29 protein-coding genes and 3 pseudogenes are annotated in these 25,699 nt (G+C 68.0%); 14 read left to right on the top strand and 18 right to left on the bottom strand.

Annotated elements, in window-relative coordinates; translation table 11 throughout:
- Nucleotides 1-89: 89 nt before the first annotated feature.
- Together I2501_RS13725 and I2501_RS13720 are read left to right on the top strand one after the other, a co-directional pair.
- The gene (locus I2501_RS13725) at nt 90-683 is read left to right on the top strand and encodes a S8 family serine peptidase (protein WP_215909620.1); all 594 of its coding nucleotides are present in this window, start codon (nt 90-92) and stop codon (nt 681-683) included.
- A gap of 150 nt (nt 684-833) precedes the next feature.
- Nucleotides 834-1,178, top strand: a complete 345-nt coding sequence (locus I2501_RS13720; protein ID WP_196194253.1) for a hypothetical protein — start codon at nt 834-836, stop codon at nt 1,176-1,178.
- Between the two features lie 13 nt (nt 1,179-1,191).
- Here I2501_RS13720 and I2501_RS13715 read toward each other — a convergent pair.
- The 3 genes and pseudogenes from I2501_RS13715 to I2501_RS39295 all read right to left on the bottom strand — a co-directional run bounded on the left by I2501_RS13715 (nt 1,192) and on the right by I2501_RS39295 (nt 3,234).
- Nucleotides 1,192-2,072: pseudogene (locus tag I2501_RS13715) on the bottom strand (IS5 family transposase).
- A 185-nt stretch (nt 2,073-2,257) separates the two neighbouring features.
- Nucleotides 2,258-2,659, bottom strand: coding sequence for a peptidoglycan-binding domain-containing protein (locus I2501_RS39300; RefSeq protein WP_328806357.1), 402 nt, complete (start codon nt 2,657-2,659; stop codon nt 2,258-2,260).
- A 143-nt stretch (nt 2,660-2,802) separates the two neighbouring features.
- Nucleotides 2,803-3,234 (bottom strand): hypothetical protein, encoded by a 432-nt coding sequence (locus tag I2501_RS39295; RefSeq protein ID WP_196194252.1) that lies wholly within the window; start codon nt 3,232-3,234, stop codon nt 2,803-2,805.
- Between the two features lie 1,218 nt (nt 3,235-4,452).
- Here I2501_RS39295 and I2501_RS13700 point away from each other — a divergent pair.
- The 7 genes and pseudogenes from I2501_RS13700 to I2501_RS13670 form a co-directional block, all read left to right on the top strand.
- Nucleotides 4,453-6,123 (top strand): C40 family peptidase, encoded by a 1,671-nt coding sequence (locus I2501_RS13700; RefSeq protein WP_196194251.1) that lies wholly within the window; start codon nt 4,453-4,455, stop codon nt 6,121-6,123.
- Between the two features lie 151 nt (nt 6,124-6,274).
- On the top strand, nt 6,275-6,691 hold the full coding sequence (locus I2501_RS13695) for a hypothetical protein (protein WP_196194250.1): 417 nt from the start codon (nt 6,275-6,277) through the stop codon (nt 6,689-6,691).
- A 125-nt stretch (nt 6,692-6,816) separates the two neighbouring features.
- Entirely contained in the window at nt 6,817-7,224 is a 408-nt protein-coding gene (locus I2501_RS13690) for a peptidoglycan-binding domain-containing protein (RefSeq protein ID WP_196194249.1), read from the top strand.
- A gap of 361 nt (nt 7,225-7,585) precedes the next feature.
- A complete protein-coding gene (locus tag I2501_RS13685) occupies nt 7,586-8,296 on the top strand; it encodes a hypothetical protein (protein ID WP_196194248.1) in 711 nt (236 codons plus the stop codon).
- 246 nt (nt 8,297-8,542) lie between these two features.
- Entirely contained in the window at nt 8,543-8,974 is a 432-nt protein-coding gene (locus I2501_RS13680) for a hypothetical protein (RefSeq protein ID WP_196194247.1), read from the top strand.
- A gap of 230 nt (nt 8,975-9,204) precedes the next feature.
- Entirely contained in the window at nt 9,205-9,648 is a 444-nt protein-coding gene (locus I2501_RS13675) for a hypothetical protein (RefSeq protein WP_196194246.1), read from the top strand.
- Between the two features lie 23 nt (nt 9,649-9,671).
- Nucleotides 9,672-9,878 (top strand): annotated as a pseudogene (locus tag I2501_RS13670) (IS256 family transposase); the annotation flags it as partial.
- 193 nt (nt 9,879-10,071) lie between these two features.
- On the opposite strand, the gene I2501_RS13665 reads toward I2501_RS13670, so the two are convergent.
- From I2501_RS13665 to I2501_RS13645, 5 genes are all read right to left on the bottom strand, one after another.
- Nucleotides 10,072-10,227, bottom strand: coding sequence for a hypothetical protein (locus tag I2501_RS13665; protein WP_196194244.1), 156 nt, complete (start codon nt 10,225-10,227; stop codon nt 10,072-10,074).
- A 7-nt stretch (nt 10,228-10,234) separates the two neighbouring features.
- A complete protein-coding gene (locus I2501_RS13660) occupies nt 10,235-10,411 on the bottom strand; it encodes a hypothetical protein (protein WP_196194243.1) in 177 nt (58 codons plus the stop codon).
- Nucleotides 10,412-10,466: 55 nt separating this feature from the next.
- Nucleotides 10,467-11,270 (bottom strand): ADP-ribosylglycohydrolase family protein, encoded by an 804-nt coding sequence (locus I2501_RS13655; protein ID WP_196194627.1) that lies wholly within the window; start codon nt 11,268-11,270, stop codon nt 10,467-10,469.
- Nucleotides 11,260-11,652 (bottom strand): hypothetical protein, encoded by a 393-nt coding sequence (locus I2501_RS13650; protein ID WP_196194242.1) that lies wholly within the window; start codon nt 11,650-11,652, stop codon nt 11,260-11,262. Before I2501_RS13650 ends, I2501_RS13655 begins: the two co-directional genes overlap by 11 nt.
- Before the next feature lie 576 nt (nt 11,653-12,228).
- On the bottom strand, nt 12,229-12,744 hold the full coding sequence (locus tag I2501_RS13645) for a hypothetical protein (RefSeq protein WP_196194241.1): 516 nt from the start codon (nt 12,742-12,744) through the stop codon (nt 12,229-12,231).
- Between the two features lie 666 nt (nt 12,745-13,410).
- On the opposite strand from I2501_RS13645, the gene I2501_RS13640 reads away from it, so the two are divergent.
- Nucleotides 13,411-13,662 (top strand): hypothetical protein, encoded by a 252-nt coding sequence (locus I2501_RS13640; RefSeq protein WP_196194240.1) that lies wholly within the window; start codon nt 13,411-13,413, stop codon nt 13,660-13,662.
- Between the two features lie 563 nt (nt 13,663-14,225).
- Here the strand turns inward: I2501_RS13640 and I2501_RS39290 are convergent.
- Nucleotides 14,226-14,408 carry a TroA family protein gene (locus I2501_RS39290; RefSeq protein ID WP_236046325.1) on the bottom strand — a complete coding sequence of 61 codons (183 nt, stop codon included), beginning with the start codon at nt 14,406-14,408 and terminating at the stop codon, nt 14,226-14,228.
- Between the two features lie 99 nt (nt 14,409-14,507).
- Between I2501_RS39290 and I2501_RS39285 the strand changes: the two genes are divergently transcribed.
- On the top strand, nt 14,508-14,798 hold the full coding sequence (locus I2501_RS39285; RefSeq protein WP_328806356.1) for a BRCT domain-containing protein: 291 nt from the start codon (nt 14,508-14,510) through the stop codon (nt 14,796-14,798).
- A 157-nt stretch (nt 14,799-14,955) separates the two neighbouring features.
- On the opposite strand, the gene I2501_RS13630 is transcribed toward I2501_RS39285, so the two are convergent.
- Nucleotides 14,956-15,105 carry a hypothetical protein gene (locus tag I2501_RS13630; RefSeq protein ID WP_196194239.1) on the bottom strand — a complete coding sequence of 50 codons (150 nt, stop codon included), beginning with the start codon at nt 15,103-15,105 and terminating at the stop codon, nt 14,956-14,958.
- A gap of 173 nt (nt 15,106-15,278) precedes the next feature.
- On the opposite strand from I2501_RS13630, the gene I2501_RS13625 reads away from it, so the two are divergent.
- Nucleotides 15,279-15,830, top strand: a complete 552-nt coding sequence (locus I2501_RS13625) for a TetR/AcrR family transcriptional regulator (protein WP_196194238.1) — start codon at nt 15,279-15,281, stop codon at nt 15,828-15,830.
- Nucleotides 15,831-15,895: 65 nt separating this feature from the next.
- On the opposite strand, the gene I2501_RS13620 is transcribed toward I2501_RS13625, so the two are convergent.
- The 5 genes from I2501_RS13620 to I2501_RS13600 are packed head-to-tail and all read right to left on the bottom strand — an operon-like array spanning nt 15,896 to nt 21,567.
- The gene (locus I2501_RS13620; protein ID WP_196194237.1) at nt 15,896-16,852 is read right to left on the bottom strand and encodes an alpha/beta hydrolase; all 957 of its coding nucleotides are present in this window, start codon (nt 16,850-16,852) and stop codon (nt 15,896-15,898) included.
- 53 nt (nt 16,853-16,905) lie between these two features.
- Nucleotides 16,906-17,898 (bottom strand): glycoside hydrolase family 130 protein, encoded by a 993-nt coding sequence (locus tag I2501_RS13615; RefSeq protein ID WP_196194236.1) that lies wholly within the window; start codon nt 17,896-17,898, stop codon nt 16,906-16,908.
- Between the two features lie 11 nt (nt 17,899-17,909).
- Entirely contained in the window at nt 17,910-19,142 is a 1,233-nt protein-coding gene (locus I2501_RS13610; RefSeq protein ID WP_196194235.1) for a serine hydrolase domain-containing protein, read from the bottom strand.
- A complete protein-coding gene (locus I2501_RS13605; RefSeq protein ID WP_236046323.1) occupies nt 19,139-20,326 on the bottom strand; it encodes a glycoside hydrolase family 1 protein in 1,188 nt (395 codons plus the stop codon). Before I2501_RS13605 ends, I2501_RS13610 begins: the two co-directional genes overlap by 4 nt.
- Nucleotides 20,323-21,567: an MFS transporter gene (locus I2501_RS13600; RefSeq protein WP_196194234.1), complete on the bottom strand. Its 1,245-nt coding sequence runs from the start codon at nt 21,565-21,567 to the stop codon at nt 20,323-20,325. Before I2501_RS13600 ends, I2501_RS13605 begins: the two co-directional genes overlap by 4 nt.
- A 275-nt stretch (nt 21,568-21,842) precedes the next feature.
- Here I2501_RS13600 and I2501_RS13595 point away from each other — a divergent pair.
- Nucleotides 21,843-22,493, top strand: a pseudogene (locus tag I2501_RS13595) (IS701 family transposase); the annotation flags it as partial.
- Between the two features lie 133 nt (nt 22,494-22,626).
- Here the strand turns inward: I2501_RS13595 and I2501_RS13590 are convergent.
- The 3 genes from I2501_RS13590 to I2501_RS13585 all read right to left on the bottom strand — a co-directional run bounded on the left by I2501_RS13590 (nt 22,627) and on the right by I2501_RS13585 (nt 24,460).
- Nucleotides 22,627-23,223: a hypothetical protein gene (locus I2501_RS13590; RefSeq protein ID WP_196194233.1), complete on the bottom strand. Its 597-nt coding sequence runs from the start codon at nt 23,221-23,223 to the stop codon at nt 22,627-22,629.
- A 227-nt stretch (nt 23,224-23,450) separates the two neighbouring features.
- Nucleotides 23,451-23,660 carry a tyrosine-type recombinase/integrase gene (locus tag I2501_RS39280; RefSeq protein ID WP_236046321.1) on the bottom strand — a complete coding sequence of 70 codons (210 nt, stop codon included), beginning with the start codon at nt 23,658-23,660 and terminating at the stop codon, nt 23,451-23,453.
- On the bottom strand, nt 23,615-24,460 hold the full coding sequence (locus I2501_RS13585) for a tyrosine-type recombinase/integrase (protein ID WP_236046319.1): 846 nt from the start codon (nt 24,458-24,460) through the stop codon (nt 23,615-23,617). The genes I2501_RS39280 and I2501_RS13585 overlap by 46 nt, the downstream gene beginning before the upstream one ends.
- 347 nt (nt 24,461-24,807) lie before the next feature.
- Here I2501_RS13585 and I2501_RS13580 point away from each other — a divergent pair, with 347 nt between their 5' ends.
- The gene (locus I2501_RS13580; protein ID WP_196194232.1) at nt 24,808-25,698 is read left to right on the top strand and encodes a nitrilase-related carbon-nitrogen hydrolase; all 891 of its coding nucleotides are present in this window, start codon (nt 24,808-24,810) and stop codon (nt 25,696-25,698) included.
- Nucleotide 25,699 lies beyond the last annotated feature (1 nt).

Genomic DNA, 25,699 nt, shown 5'->3' with positions numbered 1-25,699 from the left:
GTGTGAGGGCGTGGTGAGGCGGCCGGTGGCCAGTTTGTGTCGGCGGCGTGCGGGTCGGCCAGTGCGGTGCGCGGGGTCTGGTCGGCATCGTGGGAGGCTCCCACTACGGCGTCGCACGCCAGAGCACCCTGGTCTCCGTCCGTGTGCTGGGTTGCAACGGGAACGGCACCTGGGCCGGGATCCTCGCTGGCCTCGACTGGGTGAGCCAGGACGCGGTGCAGCCGGCGGTGCTGAACGGCTCGCTCGGCGGCCCGCACACGGCCACCTTGGACGCCGCCGTGAACTCGCTCGCCGCCTGGGGCGTGCTGCCGGTGATCGCGGCCGGGAACAGCCATCTGGACGCCTGCGGCATCTCCCCGGCCGGCGCCAAGCTGGCGCTCACGGTCGGGGCCACCGACCGCAACGACAGGCAGGCGAATTTCAGCAACTTCGGCCCGTGCCTGACCATGTTCGCCCCCGGTGTCGGCGTCGTCTCCGCCAAGCTCGGGGGCGGCAGCGTCGCCCTGGACGGCACCTCGATGGCCAGCCCGTACGTGTGCGGCATCGCCGCCCTCCTCAAGCAGGCATACCCGAAGGCGTCCTCCGCTGACATGAAGCGCTGGCTGACAGACCAGGCCACCTCGGACGTGCTCAGCGTCAACTCCACCTCGCCCAACCTGCTGGCCTACGCCGCCGGCTTGTAACCGGCGTGCGTTCCCTCGGCTCTGCCGGGCAACTCCCGCCGGGCCTCGGGGGGAGTCCCAGCAAGGGTGGGCCATTCGTCGCGCCGGGCCCTACGCGACGTCCACTACTAGGTTCTGTCCGGCGGATCACGAGGTCGTAGGCTGCAGCGCATGCACAACACCCTGACCGAGCACGCCCGGTGTCTTTACGGAGATGAGTACCGCCCGACACCGCCGTGCGGTCAGGAACACCGAGAGCACTACTTCGTCGAGGAGCTGACGTTCGCTGATGCGGACGTCATCCTCTCGATGCTGCGGGAGCTTTGCCCGCACCTGGTCGACGGCCAGCTCCCGGTGTGGATTCGCAATCTCGCTTATCGGCTTGTGCTCTTGCAGAAGCCGGATGAACCGGCTCTTCTTCGGGAGGCCGCGCAGAACCTGTGGCTGCACGGCCCGGACTGGGACGACATCGCGGCGGAACTTGAGCGGCGGGCCGAAGAGCTGGAAGCTCGCTGACGGAACCACCGCGTCAGGGCTTGAGCCACAGGCGGATCGAGGCGACTGTGACGGTTCCGGTGAAGACGTAGGCGCGTTTGTCGTACCGCGTGGCCACAGCCCTGAAGTGCTTGAGCTGGTTAATGGTGCGTTCGACCTCGTTGCGCCGCTTGTACATCTCCTTGTCGAAACCGGCTGGCCTGCCGCCTCGGCTGCCTCGGCGTCGGCGGTTGGCTCGCTGGTCCTTCGGTTCGGGGATGGTGTGCTTGATCTGGCGCCTGCGCAGGTAGCGCCGGTTTCTGCGGGAGCTGTAGGCCTTGTCGCCGCCAAGGTGGTCGGGGCGGGTGCGCGGGTGTCCGCCGCCGGGAGGCCTCACCCGGATCCGTTCGAGCACCGGAATCAGCTGTGGGCTGTCGCCCCACTGGCCGGGCGTGATCAGCAGGGCCAGCGGTCGGCGTCCGCCTTCGCCGGCGAGGTGGATTTTGCAGGTCAGGCCGCCCCGGGAGCGTCCGAGTCCTTCGTCGGGACGGTGCTGCCGAGGCGTTGATCTTTTTTCGGGACCCGCGGCGTTCTCCGCGGGGCGCCAGCCGCATGCTGGTGGGCCCGGCAGGAGGTCGAGTCGACGCTGACCATGCTCCAGTCCGCCCGACCGTCGGCATCGGTGTCTGCCAGAACCGCCTGAAGGATCCTGTCCCAGGTCCCGTCCGCCGACCAGCGCCGATGCCGCTCGTAGACGGTCTTCCAGCTTCCGAAGCGCTCGGGCAGGTCACGCCAGGGCACTCCGGTGCGGACCCGGAACAAGATCCCGTTGATCACCAGGCGGTGATCGCATCAGCGCCCACCCCGGGCACCCGACTTCGTCAGATGCGGCGCCAGCCGTATCCACTCGTCATTCGTCAGATCGCCCCGCCGCACGACCAGAACAACGACCCGACAGCCCGACAGTCACAAGATCCGCCGGACAGAACCTAAGCCATGGTCACCTTCGCCTGCCTACGACTGTGGCTCAACGACATTGCCGACACGGTCTAGGCGTCGCTGCTGAGCCGCCCCGCCAGACCGGTCACCGATCTGGCAGGGGGTGGCCGCAGGAGCGGTGGTCAGTTCTGGGCCATCAGGCAGAACCAGGTGCGCGGACCCACGATGCCGTCCACCGGGCCGCAGTAGCCCCGGACGAGGTTGGCCTGCTGGAAGCTGCGGACTGCGGCGTTGGTCTGGGGGCCGAAGCTGCCGTCCTCGGGGATGCCCAGCAGCGCCTGGAGGAACTCCACGCAGTCCGCGGTCCCGTAGGGGTTGCCGTACTGCAGCTGCTCGGTCGGCACCGGAATGGTCCCGCCGTCCACCGTCCAGTTCTGGCTGCCGTGAGCCAAGCAGATCGGGTTCCAGTACTGCGGGCTCTCGTTCCCTGACGCGTGTGCCATCGGAGCGCCGGCGACCGCCATGGCCGCCGTCGCGACCAGGAGCCCGGCACTGACCCGAAGTCGGCGCATCGCATTCTTCACGGGATTCCTCTTTCTGGGAATGAAAATTGACCATATGTCTGGAGCTGTGTGGACAGAACGACCCCTGAAGATGCGCGCGATGGCTGAGCCCCCGCACCGATGGACGCGGTGCGGACGGCCGCTGTCCAGGAGTCGGGCACCGCCTAGATGGCGGGCGAGCAGTGGACGGCCGCGCCGGACCAGGATGTGAACTGGAAGCAGGCGCGGGCGAGGTAGCCCGGTCCGTCGTAGTAGTCGTATGTCTGGACCGTGCTGTCGACGCTGCCGTTGTTGAGGGCGTTGACGCCGGAGACGGTGTACCAGGTCTTCCCGCCGTCCGTGGAGCGCTCCAGCCAGCCGTTGAGTGAGTAGCCGGTGTGGCTGTTCTCGATGTAGGCGTGGGCGAACGCGGGCGCGGTCTTGGTGCCTGTGGTCCAGTCCACCTGGGCGAGGCCGGAGCCGTCGGCGGTGGTCTGGTAGACCCCTGCGTAGTTGACGCCGGTGAAGGTCGTGTCGGCCTGCGCTGCGGTGGTGACGCCGAGCACAGTTGTCAGGCTCACCGCTGCGACCAGGGCAGCCTTGCTCAGGGTGCGCACGTGTTGTTCCTTCCATCGTTGTTTGCGGGGCGGCCGAAGGTGGCCCTTCCCCGAAGCGCTCTTCCGCGCGGTGTCGTCCCTGACTACGGATCCGCTCCTCGGCCAACGGCCGCGGCGTGCCGGCTCTCGTCATGAAGGGCTGGAGCGGGCGGCCGCAATGCAGAGCGCAGGCCGGAAGGTGGACCGGGCCGGAACGTGTGCAGTCCGCCGCCACCGCACGAAGACGTTGGTCGGTCGGCCCGTCGGTGTTCAAGGAGCCTAGCTACAGGGCGACCTGTGCTGCCTGCCGCGGACCTCGAGATGACGGGATCCCGGGACGAGGTGTCTCGCGACCAGGGCGTTCCCTCGTCGATGTGACGCTGCGACGGGACGACTGGCGCTGTCCGCTCCGCTCGCGGACAGACCCTCGCCGCGGCGACGCCTTCCATGGGCGCGTGGAGAGGGGCGGGGGCCGATGTTCCCCCGCCGGCGGGTTGCACGGCGTGCGTCCCGTCGCATCGTCAGTCTGTCAGGAGTTACGGCTGGTCGAGGCCGTCCCGTCCCACGTTTCCGTCATCTGGCCGCCGAACCTGCTGCAGCGCTCCATCCAGGCTGTAGGTTTCGCAATCGCCAAGTGATCGTTTCGTGCGATCCAGGTGGCCGAGTCGTGTCGTCGCACATCAGACGACAGGTTGAGACGCGGCGCCGGACCAGGGAACGAGGCGCGGGAGCGGCGTGCTCCCAGGGGCGCATAGGTAGGGGGACGTCTTGACGGGGGAAACGCGTCGGCGGTGCGTGGGGGTGGCGGATCCGGCGTTGTCAGCCGGAGCCGCCGGATCCCGATTCGGGCCAGAGCGAAACAACTGCCAGCTGCAGCAGGGAAGTTCACTTCTGAGGCGTGCACGCGGCATGGGTGATGCCGCGATCCGACAGCCGTCTGCCGTGGTGGGCCCCGGAGAGAACTGATCCCACTCCTGACGGCAGCGTCTACGAAGCGACCGTTCACGCGGTCCGCATCGTGCGGCCATACCAAGCGAGCGTGCCATCCGGGTGCTCGGTCCCACGTCGGGCCTACTCGCACGGCTGGCGCGCCCCGCCTCGGCTCACGGTCCTGCCCGTACGGCTCCACGGCGCAGAACCGCACCTGCGCCCCACAGCTCCGCAGTCCACGCCGGCGGTTCACTTCCATGAGCTCCAGGCACCACCGACCTCTGAGAAACCGTCACCGAAGGGTCCTCTATGAATGTCCTGAAGCGGCGGCCGCACCGGCTGCTGCGTCGCGTCTTGCTCCCGGTCTCTTTGGGAGCGGTACTGGCCGGTGGGCTGGCCGTGCCGGCGTTCGCCGCGCCCGGCCCGATCGACCTGAACTCCTCCTCCTGTCCGGCGAACATGACGGGTGGCGAGAACGACGGCTGCGTCACCGAACTGCAGACGCTCCTGAACACCCACGGCTTCCGTCTGACGGTGGACGGCGACTTCGGCAACGGCACTCTGGCCGCCGTGCGTACCTTCCAGTCCGAGACCGGGATCGCCGTCGATGGCCAGGTCGGCCCGCAGACCAAGGCCGAGCTGTATGTCAGTTCCACCAGCGTCCCCGATCCGATCGACCTGGAGTCCTCGTCCTGCCCGGCGAACATCACCGGCGGCGAGGTAAGCGGTTGCGTCACCGAGCTGCAGGACCTCCTGAACGCGCAAGGCGCGCACCTGTCCATCGACGGGGACTTCGGCAACGGGACCCTGGCTGCGGTGGAAGCCTTCCAGTCCGCACACAAGCTGAGCGTCGACGGCCAGGTCGGCACCCTGACCAAGGACGCCCTGTACGGGACCTCGAATGTGACTGGTGGGGCGGTGGACCTGCGGTCCGCTTCCTGCCCGGCGAACATGACCCAGGGTGAGGTCGACGGGTGCGTCACGGCCCTGCAGAGCCTGCTGGACGCCCACGGCGCCTCGCTGAGTGTGGACGGCGGGTTCGGCCCGCTCACGTTCTCGGCCGTCGAGTCTTTCCAGAGCGCCAACGGGCTCAGCGTCGACGGCCAGGTCGGCCCGCAGACCAAGGCCGCCCTCTACGACAACGTCAGCACCTCCGTCGGCGCTCCCGCACCGATCGCGCTCAACTCCTCGTCCTGCCCGGCGAACATGACCGAGGGTGAGATCGACGGCTGCGTCACCTCGCTGCAGTCCTTCCTGAACACCCAGGGCCAGCACCTGGCCGTTGACGGCGACTTCGGCGCACACACCTTCGCCGCGGTCGAGGCCTTCCAGGCCGCGAACAGCCTGAGCGTCGACGGCCAGGTCGGGCCGGCGACCAAAGCGAAGATCCTCTACGAGGACGGCGTCTACCACTGCCCGTCCACCGGGTGCCCGGGCCAGAACCAGGCCATCCAGCCCTACGTCGTCCAGTACGCCGCAGCGATGGCGAAGCAAGGGACCATGCCCTACGTCTACGCCGGCGGTCACGGCGCATCCCCGGGCCCGTCCGTGGGCTACTGCAGCGGCACGCCCGGGACGTCCTCGGCGGCCGGATACCTCCAGGACTCCAACGGGACCTGGTACTGCTTCGCCTCCCACCACGTGGGCCTGGACTGCTCCGGCTTCGCACGGCTGATGTACTACGAGGCCGCCGGCTACGACGTTCTCGGCTCCGGCGCCACCAACGACCAGATCAAGCTGGGAAACCAGATCAGTTCGTCCCAGGCGGTCCCCGGTGACCTGATCTTCTTCGGGACCAGCACCTCGTCCACGGACCACGTCGGCATCTACGCGGGCGTCGTCAACGGCGTGCCGATGATGTACAACGCCTTCGACACCGGCACCAACGTACGCGAGGAGCCGGTCTCGGACGCCCAGAGCTCGGACCACCCGAACGCCTACTACACGCACTACGACGCGTACGTGAGCATCTCGGTCTGACCCCGGGACCTCACCGCACCACGTGACGACAGGTCGGATGCTCCCAGGCGGCCTGGTGCCGCGCGTCCGACCCGCCTACCGGACCTCGGGTCGGCCACTCTTCGGCCCGCCCGCCGCAGTCAGCGATGCGCATCTTAACGAAGGATCAGTCATGTCCAAGCTTGTCCGCTACATCGCCCCGATCGTTCTCGCCGCAGGCACGGTCCTGACCACCGGCGCGAGCGCCCACGCCGCAGTCAACAGTTGGTGCACCAGCACCAAGAACGCCTGCGGCGTCGCCGAAACCATGGGCAGCGGCGCCTGCGCCTCCGAACTCGTACGGAACGGCAACTTCGTCTACGGCGTGTACGGCAACGTCAACACCGGGTACGGCTGCATCTTCTGGATCGAGCGCAACGTGAACAACACGGGCTGGTACGACGAGTCCGGCCAGCTCAACATCGCCAACAACGCGCCGCAGTACACCACGGGCAACTACTGGGACGGCGCCGGCTACCAGGCCGAGCTCTGCTTCCAGTTCGACTGGGGCTCCTCCGTCGGGGCGGCGCACTGCACGGAAGCCATGTGATCCGGCCGTGGCGTGCCCGGCGAGAGCCGGCCACGGTTCGCGGCCCCCGGCCAAGTCTCCGGCCATCGCCCCCCACTATCGCGTCTCCCTCGCCCCACTGTTGTCACTCACACAAGGAGCTGAACATGAACAGGCTCACCCGCGCCCTCACCACCGCGGTGGTCGGCGCTGCTGCAGTCGCGATCGTCACCGCCTCCGGCGGCACCGCCTCCGCGCAGGTCGGAGCTCCCCAGTTCACCCAGGGTGCATCCGGGTTCAACGTCTACTGCGCGCAGTTGGCGATCTACGAGGACTTCCAGGGCACCACCCCGCAGCCGGACGGCGACTTCGGGCCGGTGACACTCGGCGACGTCAAGGCGTTCCAGTACAAGAACCACCTCCAGCAGGACGGCGTGGTCGGCCCGCTGACCGGCAGCCAAATGTGGCAGATGATCTCCTGGGACATCCAGAACCCCGCATCCGGCGGCAACTTCATGACCCCCTGGGGCGTCCCGGTCTCCCACTGCTACATGGTGCTTCCCACTACCAGCTGAACCAGGAGCAGTTGGCGGAACGGCCGGCATCCGCACGGACGCGGGCCGCTCTGTTCTCAGGCATCGACGAACACCTGCATGCCCCCGGTACTCAGCCCGACCCCCATGCCGTGGTCGAGCGGTGACGGCACGTAGACCGCCTGGACCCCCATGCTCGACGACGCCAACGTGACCTCGTACGCGGAGGGCCGCCTGATCAACGCGGCCTGGGACGAGGTCTGCGGCTACACCAAACTCCGACTGCGGCAGGCCCGAGCCTTATCACCGGCCAAGGAGGCCGGGCATCCCGGACGACTCCCACTGGTCGATCCGGCCGGGCGGGACCTGAATCGACTCGAGCGCGACAGAAGGGGTATACGTCATGCGAATTCTTCACGGGCGGGCCTGGGCGGCCCGTCTGGCCTTGGTCGCGGCGCTGGGGCTCGCGCCGTTCGGCACCACCGCCTCAGCGTCCGCCTTGCCGACAACTACGGGATCAGTTGCGCCATTTGCCGCTCAGGCAAAGGCCGCCGGCCTGACCGCTGCCCAGGCGGCCAGCCTGCAGGCCCAGGTCGGCCGAATCCTCGCCAAAGACGGCGGGCATCAGGTGGCGGCGAACGAGATCGCGCTCCCGCACGGCGCCTCGGTACTGCTTCCGCTTCCCGGGCAGATGCACGCGCGGGTCCTGCCCGGAGCCGTCAACCTCGGCTTCGCCCCAGCGGGCAGTACTCGAGAGGGTCGCACCCACCCCGAAGGGGCGGTCCAGCCGCAGGACAGCATCAGTCAGTGGCCCCAGGACGGCCAGGCCGCCAACTGGAACGGGAACTGGTGCTACTACGGCTACTTCTGCGCCTGGACCGGCGAAGGAGCCTCGGGCGCGCAGTTCAACGTCAGCCAGTGCAATGTGGACCAGGAGCTTCCCGGAAGCGGATGGGACGGCACCGGCTCCTGGTTCAACAACCAGACCCCGGGCACCCAAGCACTTCTCAAAGACAAGAACCACAGCCTCGTCACCCTGTCGGCCCCACCCAAGTCCGAGGACTTCGACCAGAACTGGGGCCCGATCTGGTACCTGGACGCTTGCCAGCACTGACCCACGCCCCAACGAGCCTCCTATGTGACGTTCCCTGCCGCTGGAACAACGCAGTACATAGGCACAAAGGCGGCCTGACGCGTAGCAGGCCGAGGACGCTGACACGACCTGACAGGTCGAGCCGGTCCACCGAAGCCGACGCGCCGCTTCCATGAACGAACTCGGCAAATCCAAAATGCGCAGCGCGTTGGGCTGGCCATCAACCCAAGGCGCTGGATACCCCTTGCCATGAAGGAGACTCACACGATGCGCAACCTTGCGAAGGCAGCCCTCGTCGCCACGCTCGCTCTGGGCGCCGTGGCCGGCGTCAGCACCGACGCGCTGGCCGACACAACCAACCAGGGAACCGGCTGGGCGAACGTTGACCAGCCCACCGCCGCCGGCGACGGTTTCGCTGCGGTGTACTGGACCACCAGCACCAAGACCGCACCTGCCTCCGCATTCGCTGTTATCGACAACGCTCACAGCGGCTACAACTTGAACGGCTGGTTGGAACGGTCCACTGACGGCGGCAGGACCTGGTACACGGTTTCCGGCGTCGACTCCGTGAACTATCCCAACGCCGACGTCACCATCCAGACCTACAACTACTACGACGGCCCCGGTTACCTCGCCCGCGCCTGCTTCCAGTTCACCTCCTGGTCCGGCGCTGCGGTGCACTGCACCGCAGCCATCTAGCTCGATCAACACGCGGCCGACAAGCCGAGTGCCGCCACCCGCGCATGCGCTTGCATCGCCAGTGAGTTGGACAGCAGCACAGGTCCCGACCGCGTGGACTGAAGCCGCGGCGACGCGTTTTGACGTGCTCAAGGGCTTCCGCCACGGCAGCCGGAGCAACCCTGCGGACTGAACGTTCAGCTCCTTCCGCGATCCATGCACAACGAAATCGATAGAAAGGGTCACGTACCGTGCGCAAGCGATTCAGGGCAGCCATCGGCGCCGCTGCACTGGGCATCGTGCTCGTCTCCGCCGGAACTGCCCAGGCGGACACCACGGACACCAACGGCCGATGGGCCGAAGTCACGCAAACCACCGCCTCGGGCTGGGCAACCGCTGACTTGCAGTTCGTCGACGGGGCCGGCAACCCGATCAACTCCAAGACCACTCCCGCCTTCGCGCAGGCCACCTTCTTCGACACCGAAACCGGCTACACGCTGAATGGCTGGTTGGAGCGATCCACCGACGGCGGCAGGACCTGGTACCAGGAGTCGGGCATCCACGCGCTGAGCAGCACGGGCACGACCGAGTCCACCACGGACCCGTACTACGACGGCCCTGGATACCTCGCCCGCGCCTGCTTCCAGTTCACCTCCTGGTCCGGCGCCGCGGTGCACTGCAGTCCCGCCATCTGACCGACCCCGTGATGGTGGTCACCGCGGTGACCACCATCACGGCACATGACCGGGACGAAGTCCTAGCCGCCTGCGACTTACCGGCGGAGTGGTGTATCCACCTACGGACCACCAGCCTCATCGAGTCGACCTTCTCGACCGTCCGGCCTCGCGCCAAGGTCGCCCGCTGCGTCAGCAGCCGTCCGGCCGCGCTTGCGGTGGTGTTCACGCTGAGCCAGCCTGCGCAGGCCTGAGTCGCTGCTGCCTCTCCAATCTTGAGTGGTGTCCGTCGAACGTGGGCCGCGCGCCGGAGGAACCCGTCGGTGGCATCAGGATCTTGAACGAGGCCTCACCCGTCGGGCGCAGCGGTCGCGAACTCAAACCCTGACTGCCCATCCCATGGGACCGCTCCCCACAGCTCTGTTACGGCGGACCAGATTCGGTTCACCAGGGCCAGTCGGGGGTGCTCCCGCTGAGTGTGACGGTGGCCAGCAGGTCGCATCCCCAGATGCCCTGCTCGTCGTTCGGCGAGACGGCGATCACCGACTCGGCGATCTCGGCGACGCCCAAGTGCACTTCGAGCGTGAGCAGGTCCGCCACCGGCTTGTCACCGGCACTGCATCTTCGTCCCGAGCCTGAACGCGGCCACCCGGTCGACGAACGGGCCGAGCCACTCGCCGACCAGTGGTTCGCCGGTCTCCAGCAGGTGATCGAGCAGGCGGTCGAGCGCGGCGTCCCCGCGCTCTTCCCCGGAGCGGCAGAGGAAGCTGAGTTGGTAAGCCACGATTCCCGTGTAGTTCCTTGCGCCTCAAGCCAGTCACGATCTCTTTCCACGTTCGCTAGCCGACCAACCGTCGGCGCCAGTCCAACGGGCTGACGGTGATCGCCCGACCAGGATCGCCGTCCCACTCAGCGCGGAGGCCTAGCAGCGCCCAGACCACGGAGCCCAGGCAGGGCCACACTGCGCCATTGAACTCGGTGGCCTGGCTGGGGTGCCAGTCCGGGTCGAGGACGAGGACGTACCGCTCACGGTGATCCGGATCCACCGTGGCGAGGGCCGTGGCGAGGGCCGTGGGGATGGCATCGAGCGGGTCTTCGCCATCCAGGGCGACGCGCAGCATGTCGTGGTAGATCGCAGTACCTTCCCAGGCGGCGGAGTCGCCGTGGGTCAGGGCGGCGATTCGCCGTGCCGCTTCCATCGTGGCCTGCCGGCCCTGGCGGGCAAAGTAGACCGCCGACGTCGTGGCGCGCATGAGCGAGCCGTTTCCGGCCGCCCGGTGGGTGGTCTGGAAGTGAATGGCGGCAGCCAGGTCCCATCCCAGTCCGTTGGTCAGCACGTCCTCGGTCTGCAGACCGATGTCCTTGGGCTCGTCGGCCGCCCACCGCTGGAATCGGGCGAAGATGTCCGGGAGGTCGAGACCGCCACGTTCCAGCAGCGACTCCGCCAGGTGCACGGCCATCTGCGTGTCGTCGGTGGCCTCGCCGGGATCCCAGCCGCCGCCTCCGCACATCCCCCCGCCGGCGGCCGGGTCCGGGAAGCGCGAAGAGAAGGTTCCCTCGCGCGTCGACTCGAAGGGTGCGCCCAAGGCGTCGCCTACCGCTGAACCGACGACGGCGCCGGAGATCCGGTCCTCACGAAACATGGCAGCCATCGCCTTCGAGCCGCTGGAGAACCTGCTCGAATTCGCCCTCATCGATCAGGCCGTCAAGCACCCGGACCATGTTGGCGATGCCCGGTTCACGGACGATCAGGCCGTCCGAACACCAGAAGTACCGTCCACCCAGCGCTTCCCCGGTTCGGGACCAACACTGCATCACCCGCTCGAGCTCCGCGATGGTGAACACCGTCGCGCTCCAGCGTGAGCCGTCCGCCGCCAACCGGACTTCGACGTCCACATTGCAGACCGAGTCCAACTCCTCTCCCGCATTCGGCAGGAAGGACGCCTCGAAGCGGTCCGTGCGAACGCGGTACCAAGGTCCATCCCAACCCTGATCATCAGCGACTGACGGCACGGCACTGGTCATCCTCGGAGTATCGCGAGCCAACCCGCCGTACTCAACCCGTTTCCATGGCAAGTCCCACGACGTGCGCAGGCGGCTGCCGGGCTCGACTCCTACGGTCCTCAGTCCCACCAGTTGAAGAGAAGGTCACCCAAAGTCTGCGGCTGCCAGTGACCGACTTGACCCCTCTCCGCAGTCGACAGACCACCGAGGTCCACAGCCGAGATCGGAAGGTCCAGCGTGCGTGGGCCGAGCACTCCAACGCCGCCAGCCTCGAAGACCCCAGCCCACGAGGGCGGCTCCGTGAAGCCATCGACGGGTTGACCTGACGGGGGCGCTACGGCGCAGAAGGCGACAAGTGGCAGGTGGGCATGGAACAACAGCCAATGCGACGTCCCGGCACCGAGGACGTCCACCGTGTGGAAGCTGCACTGCCCCGCCTCATGCCAGGAGCCCACCGCGGCGTGCGCCAGCCGGGCCGCTTCGAAGCACAGGCCCCGCAAGCGCGGGACATCGGCCAGCGGAAGGGGCTCCTCGGTCGAAGCCCAGAAGCCAGTCGCGCCCCGTGACAACTGCATGTCGCCTCGCTTCACTGCGCTCTCACAACTTGTGGACGCGGTACTCCCGCTCTGGCGGGTCGAACGCCAGACCGTTCTCATCCAGCGCATTGTGAATGGTGACTCTGCCATCGCCGAGGACGAAGCTGACCGCAACCATCCCGCTGGCCATGTCAGCACCGGCCCATTCGAGGAGCTCCACTCCTGTCACCTGTCGACCGTGCAGTGCGGCGAGGTCCGCTACGGCGTCGCGGCGCCAGACCAGGTGGAACTCGGGATCCTCTCCAGGCCAGGTGACCGGGGCGAGCGGGTTGATCTCGTTCCAGGTGATCGAGAGGTCGTCGAACTTCTTGTGGTTGACCTCGACCTGCGTCCCGTCGAAGTCGAGCAGGACAGGGCAGTCGGCGAACCACTCATTGTCGTCCAGGTCCCAGACCAGCCACGACGAAGACAGTGTGCGGCCGATCACCGATCCCAATGCGCCGGCATGCGCCGATGTGATGGCACCGATACCGCTCAGCCAACACGGTCGGTAGCCGACCAGCCCGAAGTCGAACATGCCCAGATCATTGCAGCTTCGCCAGGTCCGGCCGACGGCGAAGTCGAAGCAACAGCAGCCGTTCTCTGAAAGCTCAGGACGAGGCCCAGTCCTCCACATGCCGATGACGTCGGAGGCCGACGGTTGTGAACTCATCAGCTCCAGCCGCACACCGAACCCCGAGCGATTGCAGGGCGACAGAGATCGGAGTGCCTTGCGCGGGGGTTTCCTCGTGTTCGTTCTGCGCCAGCGGTCCCAGCGAGAGCACGCCGCATGACCAGACGACGGCGCGTTGCCCGCCGACTCCTCCGAAGTACTCCGCCTCGACGTAGGCCAGGGGCTCAGCCGTGGACCAGCAGGCCAGAACCTCACCGAGGCCTCCCGGCAGAAGGCCCGCTCCAACGTCTCGATCACGGCCCCATGGGGCAGCGCGGGAGGGTTCTCGAAACTCAGATGGGAGTGCATCCCGCGAGACTACGTGCCCCACGATCCGCACTCGACCGACAAGACCGGGGCGAAGGTTGCTTGATGCGGCACTAGCTCTTCTGGGTGCGGAGGATGCGCCTGGTCACGGTGGTCACGCTCTTTCCAGGGTTGTGGGTTTGTGGGTGTTCGCTGGTGTTTTGCCTGTTCAGAGTGGTTGATCACGCTGTTGTGGGGTCGGGGTGAGGCCCTAGAGTGCGCCGCATGAATCTCCGCGCTAAGAAGACGCTGGGTGCCCTGGTCAGGGGTGCGCTCGTCCTCACGTTTTGGACTCTCTACGGCTTGTCGCGGGGTGGCCGGCTTGGGTTCAATCCGGTGTTCTTGGGCTTCGTGGTGTTCTTTGTGCTGATCGCTGGCTACACGTGGTGGTGGTACGGCGATTCCCCGAAGGCCGTTGCGTTGCGGGCCAAGGCTGAGGCGAAGAAGGCCGAGCGGGCATTGCAGTCCCGGAACTGAGGCAGTCCATGCCCGACCGCCCCAGGAGCCTTGCCGTCGTCGTCTTACGGACAGCTGTCGCGACCGCTGCCCTCAGTCCGCTGATGCGACTGGTCGGCATGTCGTGGTCCCACATCGGCTTTGATCTCGCGAACTTCGAGTGGATCGCGGTCGGGGGCGTCACGTACGAGTGGTGGCACAACGGGAACTCCCGGCCGGCTGTGGCGTTGCGGGCGAGGTCCGATGCGAGGAGGGCCGCTCGGGTCGGCCGGTAGTGCTCGAAGGGGTGGTCTGGTGTCGGTGCGCGGGAAGAAGTGGGCGATCGCGGTCGCGTTCATGGTGGCCGCGTGTGTGGTCATTGGGTTGGCCGTCTGGCTTGTGGACTTGTTGTTTGGCTGGCGTGGGGGTTGGGTTGCGTCGTTGAGCATGTCTCCGTGGCTGTTGCTCGTTGGGCGCAGGGCGGCGGAGCGGGTGTCTGCCAGCCGCGGATGGCGTGGGAAGTAGGAGTCTGCGTCGCGGTTGTTGGGCTGGGCCACGGTGTCTTCCTTGGGCCCGGTCGGGGCGTCCCGGCCGGGCGTGGGTGGTCAGATGGGGTCGACCCTTTTGGCTGCGGTAGCGAGGGCGGTGGCGATGCGGCGGGCGTCGGCAGGGGTGAGCCAGTAGGGGGTTCCGTCGATCTCGAAGTGGACGCCGCGTTCGCTGCTGTCGTGCATGCCGACCTCGGCGACCTCGAAGGTGTCGCCGTTGTCGGTGGTGATGCTGGCCATGTTCTTCTCCTGGTGTCGGCGGATCATGCGGGTGCACGCCTGGTGGCGTTGGACCAATCCGGCGTTGCGGTTGGCGGCGAACTCAGCCGGGTGTCTGCCATGGCGGACCTGCGCTGCTTGGCTGCGGCGACCTGGGTGCGGACGCGCTCGTCTGCGGCGGCGCGGAGTTGGGCGGCGAGGGCCGGGCCCTTCGCGGACCGCTCCCGCACCGAGATGACCGAACTCATCACCAGGGCAGGGGGCCGCGCGTCTTCCAGTGTCTCCGCGCGCACCCACCTCGTCGTCGCGGGAGACAGCGCTGGCAGCAAGCTCGACAAGGCCCAAGCCCTGGGCATCGAAATCGTCACTCCCGAAGAATTCGCCCAGCGCCTCGCCGGGCATCTGAACTGAGCGATCAGCGGGGCCGTGACGTCGCTAGGCCGCCCCCCCACAAGGAGCTACGCACGCCGCGAGGCCACACCGGCTTCGGCGCTCACGCTGGCGCGGATCGCTCGAGCACCTGAGTGGGACAAGGAGTTGCGGTTTGACTCGTTGCCGGCTGGTGAAGTCAGGTGTTGCTCGATGCGCCGAGCAGCGGAAACTCTGCATGGCGCCGCCAGCCTTGACTGCCGCTCACGAGCAGACTTACCGACGTGATCGTCGCGGTGGCGGGCAGCCGGTTGGCCGGCTCCGCATCCACCTCGTCGAAGACTGTCAAGATCGCTAGCCTGGCCCGTGTCGGGCAGGGCGAGCCTCGTCATCGGCTATTCCGGTGCGATGCAGTACCTCGTGGGTTGCTTTGTCGTCGACGCGTGCCTGCTGGACGGAGTTCGACAGGCATGCGCGCTACCTCTGCACTGATCGGCGCAGGGGACAGGTAGATTCGCCGACATGACGAAGACCCGGCGCGGCCCCTACGCCAAGGGCATCGCGAGGCGAGCCGAGATCCTCACGATTGCACTCGAGGCGTATCAAGCCTCGGGGCGGCAAGGCCCGACGCTGCGGTCGATCGCGGACGCAGTGGGCGTGTCCGAGGCAGCAGTCCTGTACTACTTCGACAGCAAGGACGACCTTCTTGTCGCGATCCTTGAAGAGCGCGACCGCACCTACGCCGAGATCTACGACCTGACGATCCCGGATGGCGTGTGGGCCTTGATGGAGCACACGATCCAGACGCCTGGTCTGGTCAAGCTGTTCGTCGACATGAGCGCGGCCGCCGCCGATCCGCAACATCCCGCACACCGGTTCATGCAGCGCCGGGCTGAGCAGATGACCCGTCTGGCCGCGCAGATCCTGGGACGGGGCCGCGAGTGGCAGGCCCGCGCCATGATTGCCGCCATGGAAGGGCTGCAGATTCAGTGGTTGCGTGACCCCTCCATCGACATTCTCGGCGACCTCAAGCGCCTGTATACAACGCTCGCAGCCACGCCCGCTGCCGTGTGACGCCGGGTCGGCGGGGGCACGGCGACGTGCTGAACACGGGACAGGCCGGGGGATGTGGCCGGTTCTCACTGCCTCCCGGAAAGGTGGTGTCGCACGGCGGCGACGACATCGTTCCGCCACTGCACGGCCGTTGGCAGGAGCGCCGTCAGGTGGTGGGAGGAGTGCACCATCCCGGGGTAGCAGACGAAGGAGCAGGGAATACCTGCCTCGCGGAGCCGGTCGGCGTACCGGCTTCCGTCGTCGGCGAGGGGGTCGTATTGGGCTGTAGTGATGACGGCGGGCGGCAGCCCGTCGAGAGAGGCGACGTGTAGTGGAGAGGCCAGGGGGTTGATCGCATCCTGGTCGCCCAGGTACTGCTCGACGCACCAGGCGAGATCGGTGGCGGTCAGGAAGTAGCCGTCGCCGAAGGCCCGTACCGAGTCCGAGGAGAGGGTGAGGTCCAGCGCAGGGACCTCCAGGAGCTGCAGTCGCAGGGGTGGCCCTGACTGGTCGCGCGTGAGGATGGCCAGGGCGGCGGCGAGGTTGCCGCCCGCACTCTCGCCGCCCACGCCGATCCGTTGGGGATCGATGCGCAGGCGTCGGGCGTGCTGCACCATCCAGTGCAGGGCGGTGAAGGCATCGTGGAGCGGGATCGGGAAGCGGTGTTCGGGAGCCAGCCGGTAGCCCACCGACACGACGACGATGCCCGCCCCGGTGGCCAGGTGCCGGCAGCGGGTGTCCACGTCGTCCGGGGAGCCGGACCACCACCCGCCGCCGTGCAGGTGCAGGAGGGCGCCGGCAGTGGGCTCCGTCAGCTCGGGCCGGTAGATGCGCACGGTCATCTCGTCGTCGGGCTCATTGATCGCGATGCGCTCCTCCCACACCTCGGCCAGGGCGGGCGGCGGGGTGATCAGCGCGGCATAGTGCTCTGTGAAGGCGGAGTCCTGGACGGCCTTGCGGCGCTGTGCCGCCGTCGTCCATGCGGGCGTCGGGAGGGTGTTGTACAGGTCGAGTAGGGGTTGAAGCTTCGGGTTCAAGGTCATGGTGGGATTCCTTGCGCGGGGCCCGGGGCCCGGGAGCCGTGGGGCGGGCGGGGTCAGTTGGAGCGGGTGGAGGGTTGGTTGCCGGCGTCCTGCGCGGGTGGATGCCAGTTGTGCCGGGTGGGGTCGAATTCGGCGACGGCGAGGGTGGTGTCGCTCTGCCCGTAGTACGCCAGCCAGCGGCCACGGAAGTGCACGAGCCCTTCGACGAAGGTGACGTTGGGCACCAGTCCGTGCGTGTCCTCGTGGCTGGTCGGCCGCAGCCAGGGCTGTGTCATCTTGGCCAGCACGGTGGAGGGATCGCGTGTGGCGACGGCGATCTGCCCGCACCGGTAGTCGACGTGTTCGGGGGAGGTGGCGGTCGCGTTGTTCATCAGGAAGACGAGCAGCCCGTCACCGGACTCGACGGGCGGGGCGCCGATCTCCACCAGCGTGCCGTCCCAACCGCCCGGCGTGGGCGAGTACATGGGGTGTGAGTCGTCGGCGACGGGCGTCCAGTGCACGAGGTCGGTCGAGGTCGCGGCGTGGATCGTGCCTTCGCCGAACCACATCCAGTAGCGGCCGGCGAGGGGGCGCGGATGGATGACCCCGGCCTTGCTCCAGGGTCGGTCGGGGCCGTAGGGAAGGGTCTTCCAGGTGTTGAAGCCGGGGAAGAGCGGGCCGTGGCGTGTCCACTCGTGCAGATCGGTGGAGGTGGCCAGGCACAGTTGGGCGGTACTTCCGTCGAAACCCGTGTAGGTCAAGTAGTAGGTGTCGGCGATGTGGGTGATCCGAGGGTCTTCGCAGCCGGCCTGTTCGTAGGGCTCCTGGGGTTCGAGGACGGGTGTGCCGGCCCGTCGGAAGTGGATGCCGTCGCTGCTGCGGGCGAGCCCGATGCGGGAGATCTTGTCGGCGGCGTGGGCCCGGTAGAGCAGGATGACTTCGTCGTCGACGACCAGGGCGGCGGGGTTGTAGAGGTTGGTCGATTCCCAGCCGGTGCCGTGCGGGCGCAGGATCGGGTTGTGCGGGCTGGGCTCGAACGGGCCGAGGGGGAACGTGGCCTGGTGCATGGAGGTGTCTTTCAGTCGAGGATGGCGTCGGCCATCAGGCGCTGGGTGAGGGCCTGCAGTGGGGGCGCGGTGTACGAGAGCAGTTGGATCAGGCCGATGTAGAGCAGGTCGTGCTCGGGATCGGCCCAGAACCAGGTGCCCGCGGCGCCGTCCCACAGGTAGGTTCCGCGGCCGACGGGGAGGCCGGCTTGCTGCGGGTCGTGCACCACGGCGCCGTTCCAGCCGAATCCGAAGCCGGGCCGGATGTGCATGTGCCCGGCGCGGAAACCCTGCGTGAGCAGGGACTGGGGCAGGTGGTTGGTCATCTGTGCGGTGACGCTGTCGGCGCTGACGATGCGCTGTCCCGCGTACTGGCCGCGATTGAGCAGGAGTTGGGCGAAGCGGGTGTAGTCGTCAAGGGTGGAGACCAGGCCCATGCCGCCCAGGGCGAAGTCCGGCTGGCGGGTGAAGTCCTTGGAGAACACGTTGGGACCCTTCAGCAGGTGGAAGGGGCCGCCGGTGTAATAGAGCCGGGCGCGCCGGGACAGCTTGTGCGGCGGTGTGTGAAAGGCGGTGTCGACCATCCCCAGAGGTTGGAAGATGTGCTGCTGGAAGAAGTCCGGCAGGCTCTGGCCGGTGAGCCGCTCGATGAGCGCACCTTGGATGTCCATCGCCAGGCTGTAGCGCCACTGGGTGCCGGGCTGGTAGGCGAGCGGCAGCCGCCGCAGCCGGTCCAGGAACTCATCCGTGCTGCGGGAGCGCAGCAGCCGGTGGCGGGCGTAGAGGCGGCCGATGCGGTCGGTGCGCTTGCTGCCGTAGACGAACCCCGCGGTGTGCGTGAGGAGTTCGGCCACGGTGGGCGGGTGCGCCGCCGTCTCCAGCGTCGGTCGTCCCTGCCGGTCGAATCCGGTGCACACCTTCAGGTCGGCCAGTTCGGGGAGATGCTGGGCGATCGGATCATTGGGGGACCACAGGCCGCGGTCGGCAAGTATGCCCATTGCGATGCCGGTGACGGGCTTGGTCATGGAGAAGATGCGGACGATGGTGTCGGTGGCCAGCCGCTTTCCGGTGCGCCGGTCGTCTACGCCCATGCTGCTGGTGCGCACGATTTTGCCGTGGCGGGCCACCAGAGTGAGGGCGCCCGCGATGACTTTGCCGTCGATTCTCTTCTGTACCGCAGCGTCGACGCGCTCCAGTGCGACCGTGGAGAGCCCGACGTCCTCGGGAGTGGCCCGGCCGAGCCCGGGGACCGCGGCCCCGCTCATGACCGGGCCGCCGGGGCGAGGGCGCCCAGCCAGGCGAGCGACGGCTTGGGGGTGCGGACGAAGGTCGTAGGGTCGACCGCGACGAGCCCGAAGGTGGGGCCCCAGTGGCCCCACTCCCAGTTGTCGAGCAGGCTCCAGTGGAAGTAGCCGCGTACGTCCGCGCCGTCGTCCATCGCGGCGCGCAGTGAGTGCAGAGCCTGCGTCGTGTAGCGGATCCGCCGGGTGTCGTCGCTGGTGGCGACGCCGTTCTCGGTGACGATCAGGGGGACGCCGTCGGCGATGCGGGCTGCGCGGCGCACGGCGCCGCCCAGGGCGGCCGGGTAGAACTCCCAGCCGGTCTGCGTCCGTTCCGCGTCCGGGTCAAGGACCAGGGCGCCGTTCGCACCCATGACGCCGCGGGTGTAGGTCTGCACCCCGACGAAGTCATCGCCCTTGGAGGCCCTCAGGAACACCTGGTCACGGGGTTCGCAGTACGCCTCGGTCTGGGCCTCGGCTCCGGGCCCGGCCTGGTAGTCCTGTACGGACACGCCCCATCCGACCTCCAGGTGCGGGTGGCGTGCGCGCAGTCGGTCAACGGTCGCGCGGTGTACGGCGATCATGATCTGGGTCAGGGTCGGGTCGGGTACAGGCAGCCCCTGGGCGAGGTCGGCCTCCCCCGACGCGAGCTGCGGGAGCACGGCGACGATGTTCGGCTCGTTGATGGTCTCCACCCGCACCACTCCGGCCGCCTCCAGCACGGGTGCCAGGGCATCGACGTAACCGAGGAAGCGCTCCACGGCATCGGGGTTCAGCCAGCCGCCGGCGGCCGCGAACCACAGCGGCAGCGTGAAGTGGTGGAGCGTCACCATGGGGCGCAGGCCCCGGGCCACGGCCCCCTCGACGATGCGCCGGTAGTGGGCCACGGCTGCATGCGAGAGCGCACCGTCGGCCGGCTCGACGCGGGACCACTCGATGCCGAAGCGGTAGTCGGTGAACCCGGCCTGCGCCGCCAGGTCGAGGTCCTCGGGCCAGCGGTGATAGCTGTCGACGGCGTCACCGCACCGCTCGGCCACCAGGGAGCCGGGCAGGTTCTCCCGGTACCACCAGTCACTGGCGGTGTTGTTGCCCTCGGACTGGTGTGCACCGATGGCGGTGCCCCACAGGAAGCCGGGCGGGAAGGTGGAGGGGGACAGATCGCGGTTCAACGGACGCTCCTGATACGGGTGATGACGGCCGCCGCGGCGACGGCCAGGACGAGCGACGTGAGGAAGACGGTCGTGTAGCCGGCGGCGTCGACCAAGATGCCGCCCAGTACGGGTGCGACGACGCCGGGCAGGGTCGATCCGATGCTCAGCACTCCCAGGTCGCGTGCGGCGTTCTCGGGGTCGGGCAGCACGGCCACCATGAGGGCCTGGTCGACGGCGAGGTAGGTCCCAAGGGTCAGGCCCACGGTGGTGAAGAAGAGGAACACGGTGCTCAGGCTGGGCGCGACGAGCAGGGGGACCAGGCCCGCGGCGAGCAGCAGCGGAGCCCCGCCCACGAAGATTCGCTTGCGGCCCAGGCGGTCGCTGAGGACTCCGGCCGCCACCGTCGTCACTGCCGCGAGCACCCCGACGAGCCCGGTGGCCACCGCGAGGACACCGCCCGCGTCCTTCTTGCTCATGGCGAGATAGTCGGTGAACAGGTACAGCATGAACTGCGTGATCATCACGATGGCGAGGATGAACAGGAACCGCCCGGTGAACGCCAGCCAGAAGTCCCGGGACACGGGCGGCACCAACCCCCGTGGTTCCGCCCGGCGGGCCGCACGGGGCACACCCCGGTTGTCCTGGGCGGGAACGAGCACGGCGATGAGCACCGCGCCGAGCACCAAGAGCCAGGGGACCAGCGTCAGCCCCGGGCTGGGGTGCGTCACGAACACCCCGGCCAGGACGCCACCGACGGTCTGACCGAGCAGGTAGCCCAGCCCCGCGAACGAGGAAGCGCGGCCCACCTGCTCGGCTGCGACGTGATCTGGGACCAGAGCGGAGAGCGCGGCCACCCAAGCGCCGATCGCCAGCTGGAAAGCGGCGTACAGCACACCGATGGCAACCAGCGAGGTCGTCAGACCGCAGGCCGCCAACGCCACAGCGGCAACCAGCGAGGAAGCCAGCAGCCAGGGCGACCTGCGTCCGATCCGGCTGCGCGTCCGGTCCGAGAGCCGGCCCCCCACCACGGTCCCCACGGCACTGGTGACCGCGCCCGAGGCGGCGATCACAGTGATCACCCGGATCTTGTTTGCGGGATCGATGTCGTCGGCCAGCGACTGCAGGAGCGTCCCACCGGCCGTGCCGGGAACCGCCCAGGCCAGCTGCCCGATCAGCAGAAGCGGACCGATCCGGCCCAGCCGCATAGGCGCCTTGGGGCCCTCGGCGACAGCGGCCGGTGCGGTACTTGCGTCGATCATGATCGATCCCTCGGCAGAAGCGGAGCCATCCCAGTGCTAAAACTAAGTATCACTAGAATTTCAGATTGGGAAGACTTGCCCCCACCTGAAGTGGCCCCTGCGCCGCTGCGACACCCCCCGCGCGGGTGGACTGGGAAGGCCGTGCGGGGGGAGCCGGTACTGGATGGGCAGGCGGGGCGTGCCGGGCTGGGGCTACAGGGCGAACCGGGTAGGTGTCAGTTCCTAGGAGAGGCTCAACAGCTGGCGCTGGAGTGACTCCGGGACCGCCCACTCTTCCTGTGGATCGGAAGAACGGCTGGCAGTTGGCCGAGCGAGTCGGTCACCGGACGCCGGACGGGTTCCAGCGACTGTTGAACAGCACTCGCTGGGACGCGGACGCGCTACGGGACGACGTCCGCACCTATGTGGCTCAACAACTTGGCCCGGGCGGTGTGTTGATCCTGGACGACACCGGGTTCATCAAGAAGGGGCTCACCTCGGCCGGGGTGGGACGGCAGTACACCGGCACCTCCGGGAAGATCGACAACTGTCAGATCGGGGTGTTCGCCGCCTACGCGACACCACTGGGCCGCGCTTTGGTGGACCGCGAGCTCTACCTGCCCAAATCCTGGACGAAGGACCGGGACCGCTGCCGAGCCGCGAAGATCCCCGACGACCGCGAGTTCGCGACCAAGGGCGAACTCGCGCGGGCGATCGTGCTCCGCTGCCTGGCCGCAGGCCTCCCGGCCGAGTGGGTCACCGCGGATGAGGCCTACGGGCAGGACTGGTCCTTCCGCCGGATGCTCGAGGAATCCGGCGTCGGCTATGTGGTCGCCGTGCCCAAGTCCCATCAGATCAAGTCCCTGGCCGGGATGTGGCGCATCGACGAACTCATCCACGATGCCCCCGAAGAGGCCTGGCAGCGGCTCTCCTGCGCACACCCCGCATCCCGCACACCCGGGCGCGGGACCTGCCCCACCGGCGCCGCCCCGCACACCGGGCCGCTGCTGTGGCGGCAGGCGATGTGTCGTGCTCCTCGGAACGCGCCCGTTTCGGCGGCTCGTCGCGACCGGCTCGTTTCTACTTGGACCAGGTGACCACCACGTCGGAGTTGTTCGTGTTCCCGATCGAGGTGACCATCACGGTCCCCTTGGCTCCCTGGTAGGCGCCTGTTCCGCCGGTGATCTTGACCGTTTGGGTCGGGGCCTGCGAGGCGAAGTTCAGCTGGGCGTTGTCCGCGACGAGCATGCCCTGGCTTGTGGCGATCTCTGCGGAGCAGGTGGCCGTGGCCGGCGCCTTGGTGACCAGGCAGAAGAGGTGGTCGGTAGCGGAGATGTCCGAGGAATGGTTGGTGTGGTCGCCTGTGTAGAAGTTGTCCGTGCCGACGAGTGAGTCGCCGACGGCCGGCGCGGTGCTCGGGTTCGTGATGAGCTGGCCGCCCGCCGTGTAGAGGTTGGACTCGGTGCTGACGCTGTAGAACTTCCACGTGGTGGTCGCCATGGCACCCGAGGCGCTGGAGGAGCCGCCCGGGGTCGAGCTTGCCGAGGGCATCGTCATCGGCGGCGGGCCAGAGGGGCCGGGCGAGCCGGAGGCTGCGCCTGCCGTGGCGGTGGTCGCGGCCAGCAGCCCGGCGGCCAGCGCGGCCGAGGCGACGAGGAAACGCGCATGTGAACTCATCAGGTCCTCCCGAGTTCGGGGAACGCCTCGCACCATTGTCACGCGCCTCCCCTACGCCCGCCTCTCGCTACGGACGGGGCACGGCCTGCACATCCTGTCCCGGCTGTCCGCCAGGGGCAGCGCCGAGAACGACCTCGGCAAGACGGCCCGGGCCGAAGTCGACATCCGCACACCCCGCTACGGCTGCCTCTCCCGGTGAGGGCTCACATGGACCTGACGGCTGGTTATCACGCATTCACGGCGCGACGAAAACGCGGCACTTCCGGACAGTGGTTGCAAGCGGGCGCCCGTCCGACGGAGCCGGGCATGAGGTGTCGGTAGACGTTGAACGTGATGTCGACGCTCCGGTGACCCATCCATTCGGCCACATCTGTGATCGGGATGCCGTGCGTCAGGCAGTTCGACGCGAAGAAGTGCCGGAAGCCGTAGACCACCATGCCCCCGGGATTGGCGCCAGTCCGGCCTTCTTGATCTTTTGCCAGTGATACGGCAACCAGTGCGGAGGGAGCGGCCTGCTCGGGTACTTCGGGTGTAGCAGGAGGTACCCGGAGTCGGTCGTGCCGTGTTGCTCCGCGAACCGCTCGATGCCCTCCCGAACCATGACCGGAAGCGGTACGTCGCGGTAGTCGCCGACTTTGCGCGCCTTCAACGCGGCGTACCGCTTGGTCGTGTGGTGTACCTGCTCTGTGATGCGGTAGACGTCGTCGGCCACGATGTTGTTGATGTTCACTGCTGCGGCTTCGCCGTTGCGCATCCCGCACCCGGTCATCAGGTCGACCAGTAGACGGAACGTCTCATCTCCGGCATCACGTATGCCTCGCAGCTGGAGAGGTGACGGGATGACGGCTCGACCTGGCCGATACCGAGGCGGCTTCACCCCCTGGATCGGGTGCTCGTCGTAGAGGCCGAGGCGGTGGGCGTCGAGCAGGATCGACTTGAGCCAGTTGAAGGCACTCGCTTGTGCCGCGAGGCCGACCCCGCCCCTCCCCGTCGTCTGCAGAAACCCCTCGACGACCTTGAAGTCGAAGGCGTTCATCCGCCGACTGGCGAGCGCCGGGTAGAGGTGGTTGTTCAGCATCGAGTCCAGGCTCCGCAGAGAGCCGGGAGACAGGTCACGCTGGCCGGCCTTCCACTCCGTGACGTAGTCCTTGAAGCGCATCGAGCCGTACCTGCGGATGCGCTCGGCCTTGCCCGGGTTCTTCGCTGCGAGCTCCCGCTTCTCCCGATAGATCTCCATCAGCCGGCCGATGGCGTTCTCCTGGGTGGTGAACCCCGCCTCCTCGGCCTGCTGCCCCTGAGGGTTGCGGTACCTGATCTTGTAGTCGTGCGGGCACTTCGCCCACGCGACTCGGCGTGGGCACAGTCCTTGAAGAACGTGCCCATGCCGTGGGCCAGGGTCTTTGCTGCCATGCTGGGGGACTCCTCCGCGACCAATGCTGACTTTTTGCTGACCACAGAGGGTGCGACACGCCCCTGAGCAGGGAAGAAGCGCCTGGGTTGTGATATGCCCGACATATTGCCAAGACGGTCCAGGGCGACCATGCTTCTACGCACGTAGAACGACGCTGAAGGCGAGGCCACAGGATGTCGGATTCCGTCAGCAGGTCAGCGAGCGAGAACGGCCCCGCCGGGCCGTCCCGGGTGGTGCGGGCGGCGTTGGTGCAGACGCGGTGGACCGGCGACACCGCGTCCATGGTCGAACTGCACGAGCGCTACGCGCGCGAGGCCGCCGCGCAGGGCGCGCAGGTGATCGGGTTTCAGGAGGTGTTCAACGCACCGTACTTCTGCCAGGTGCAGGAACCCGAGCACTACCGGTGGGCCGAGGCAGTGCCGGACGGGCCGACGGTGAGCCGGATGCGGGAGCTGGCGCGCGAGCTGAACATGGTGATGGTCGTCCCCGTCTACGAGGTCGAGCAGCCCGGCGTCTACTACAACACCGCCGCCGTGATCGACGCCGACGGCAGCTACCTCGGCAAGTACCGCAAGCACCACATTCCGCAGGTCAAGGGCTTCTGGGAGAAGTACTACTTCAAGCCCGGCAACCTCGGCTGGCCCGTCTTCGACACGGCGGTCGGCAGGGTCGGCGTCTACATCTGCTACGACCGCCACTTTCCCGAGGGCTGGCGGGCGCTCGGGCTGGCCGGGGCGGAGATCGTCTACAACCCCTCCGCGACCAGCCGTGGCCTCTCCGCCTACCTGTGGCAGCTGGAGCAGCCGGCCGCGGCGGTGGCGAACGAGTACTTCGTGGCGGCGATCAACCGGGTCGGCGTCGAGGAGTACGGCGACAACGACTTCTACGGCACCAGCTACTTCGTGGACCCGCGCGGGCAGTTCGTCGGCGAGGTCGCCTCCGACAAGGAGGAGGAGCTGGTCGTCCGCGATCTCGATCTGGGGCTGATCGACGAGGTCCGCAACCAGTGGGCCTTCTACCGCGACCGTCGCCCTGACGCCTACGGCCCGCTCGCGGAGGCCTGAG

Source organism: Streptacidiphilus fuscans (assembly GCF_015690355.1).
Taxonomy (GTDB): Bacteria; Actinomycetota; Actinomycetes; order Streptomycetales; family Streptomycetaceae; genus Streptacidiphilus; species Streptacidiphilus fuscans.
Note: the sequence above shows the minus strand (reverse complement) of the source record. Positions and strands in the feature narration are given on the sequence as shown.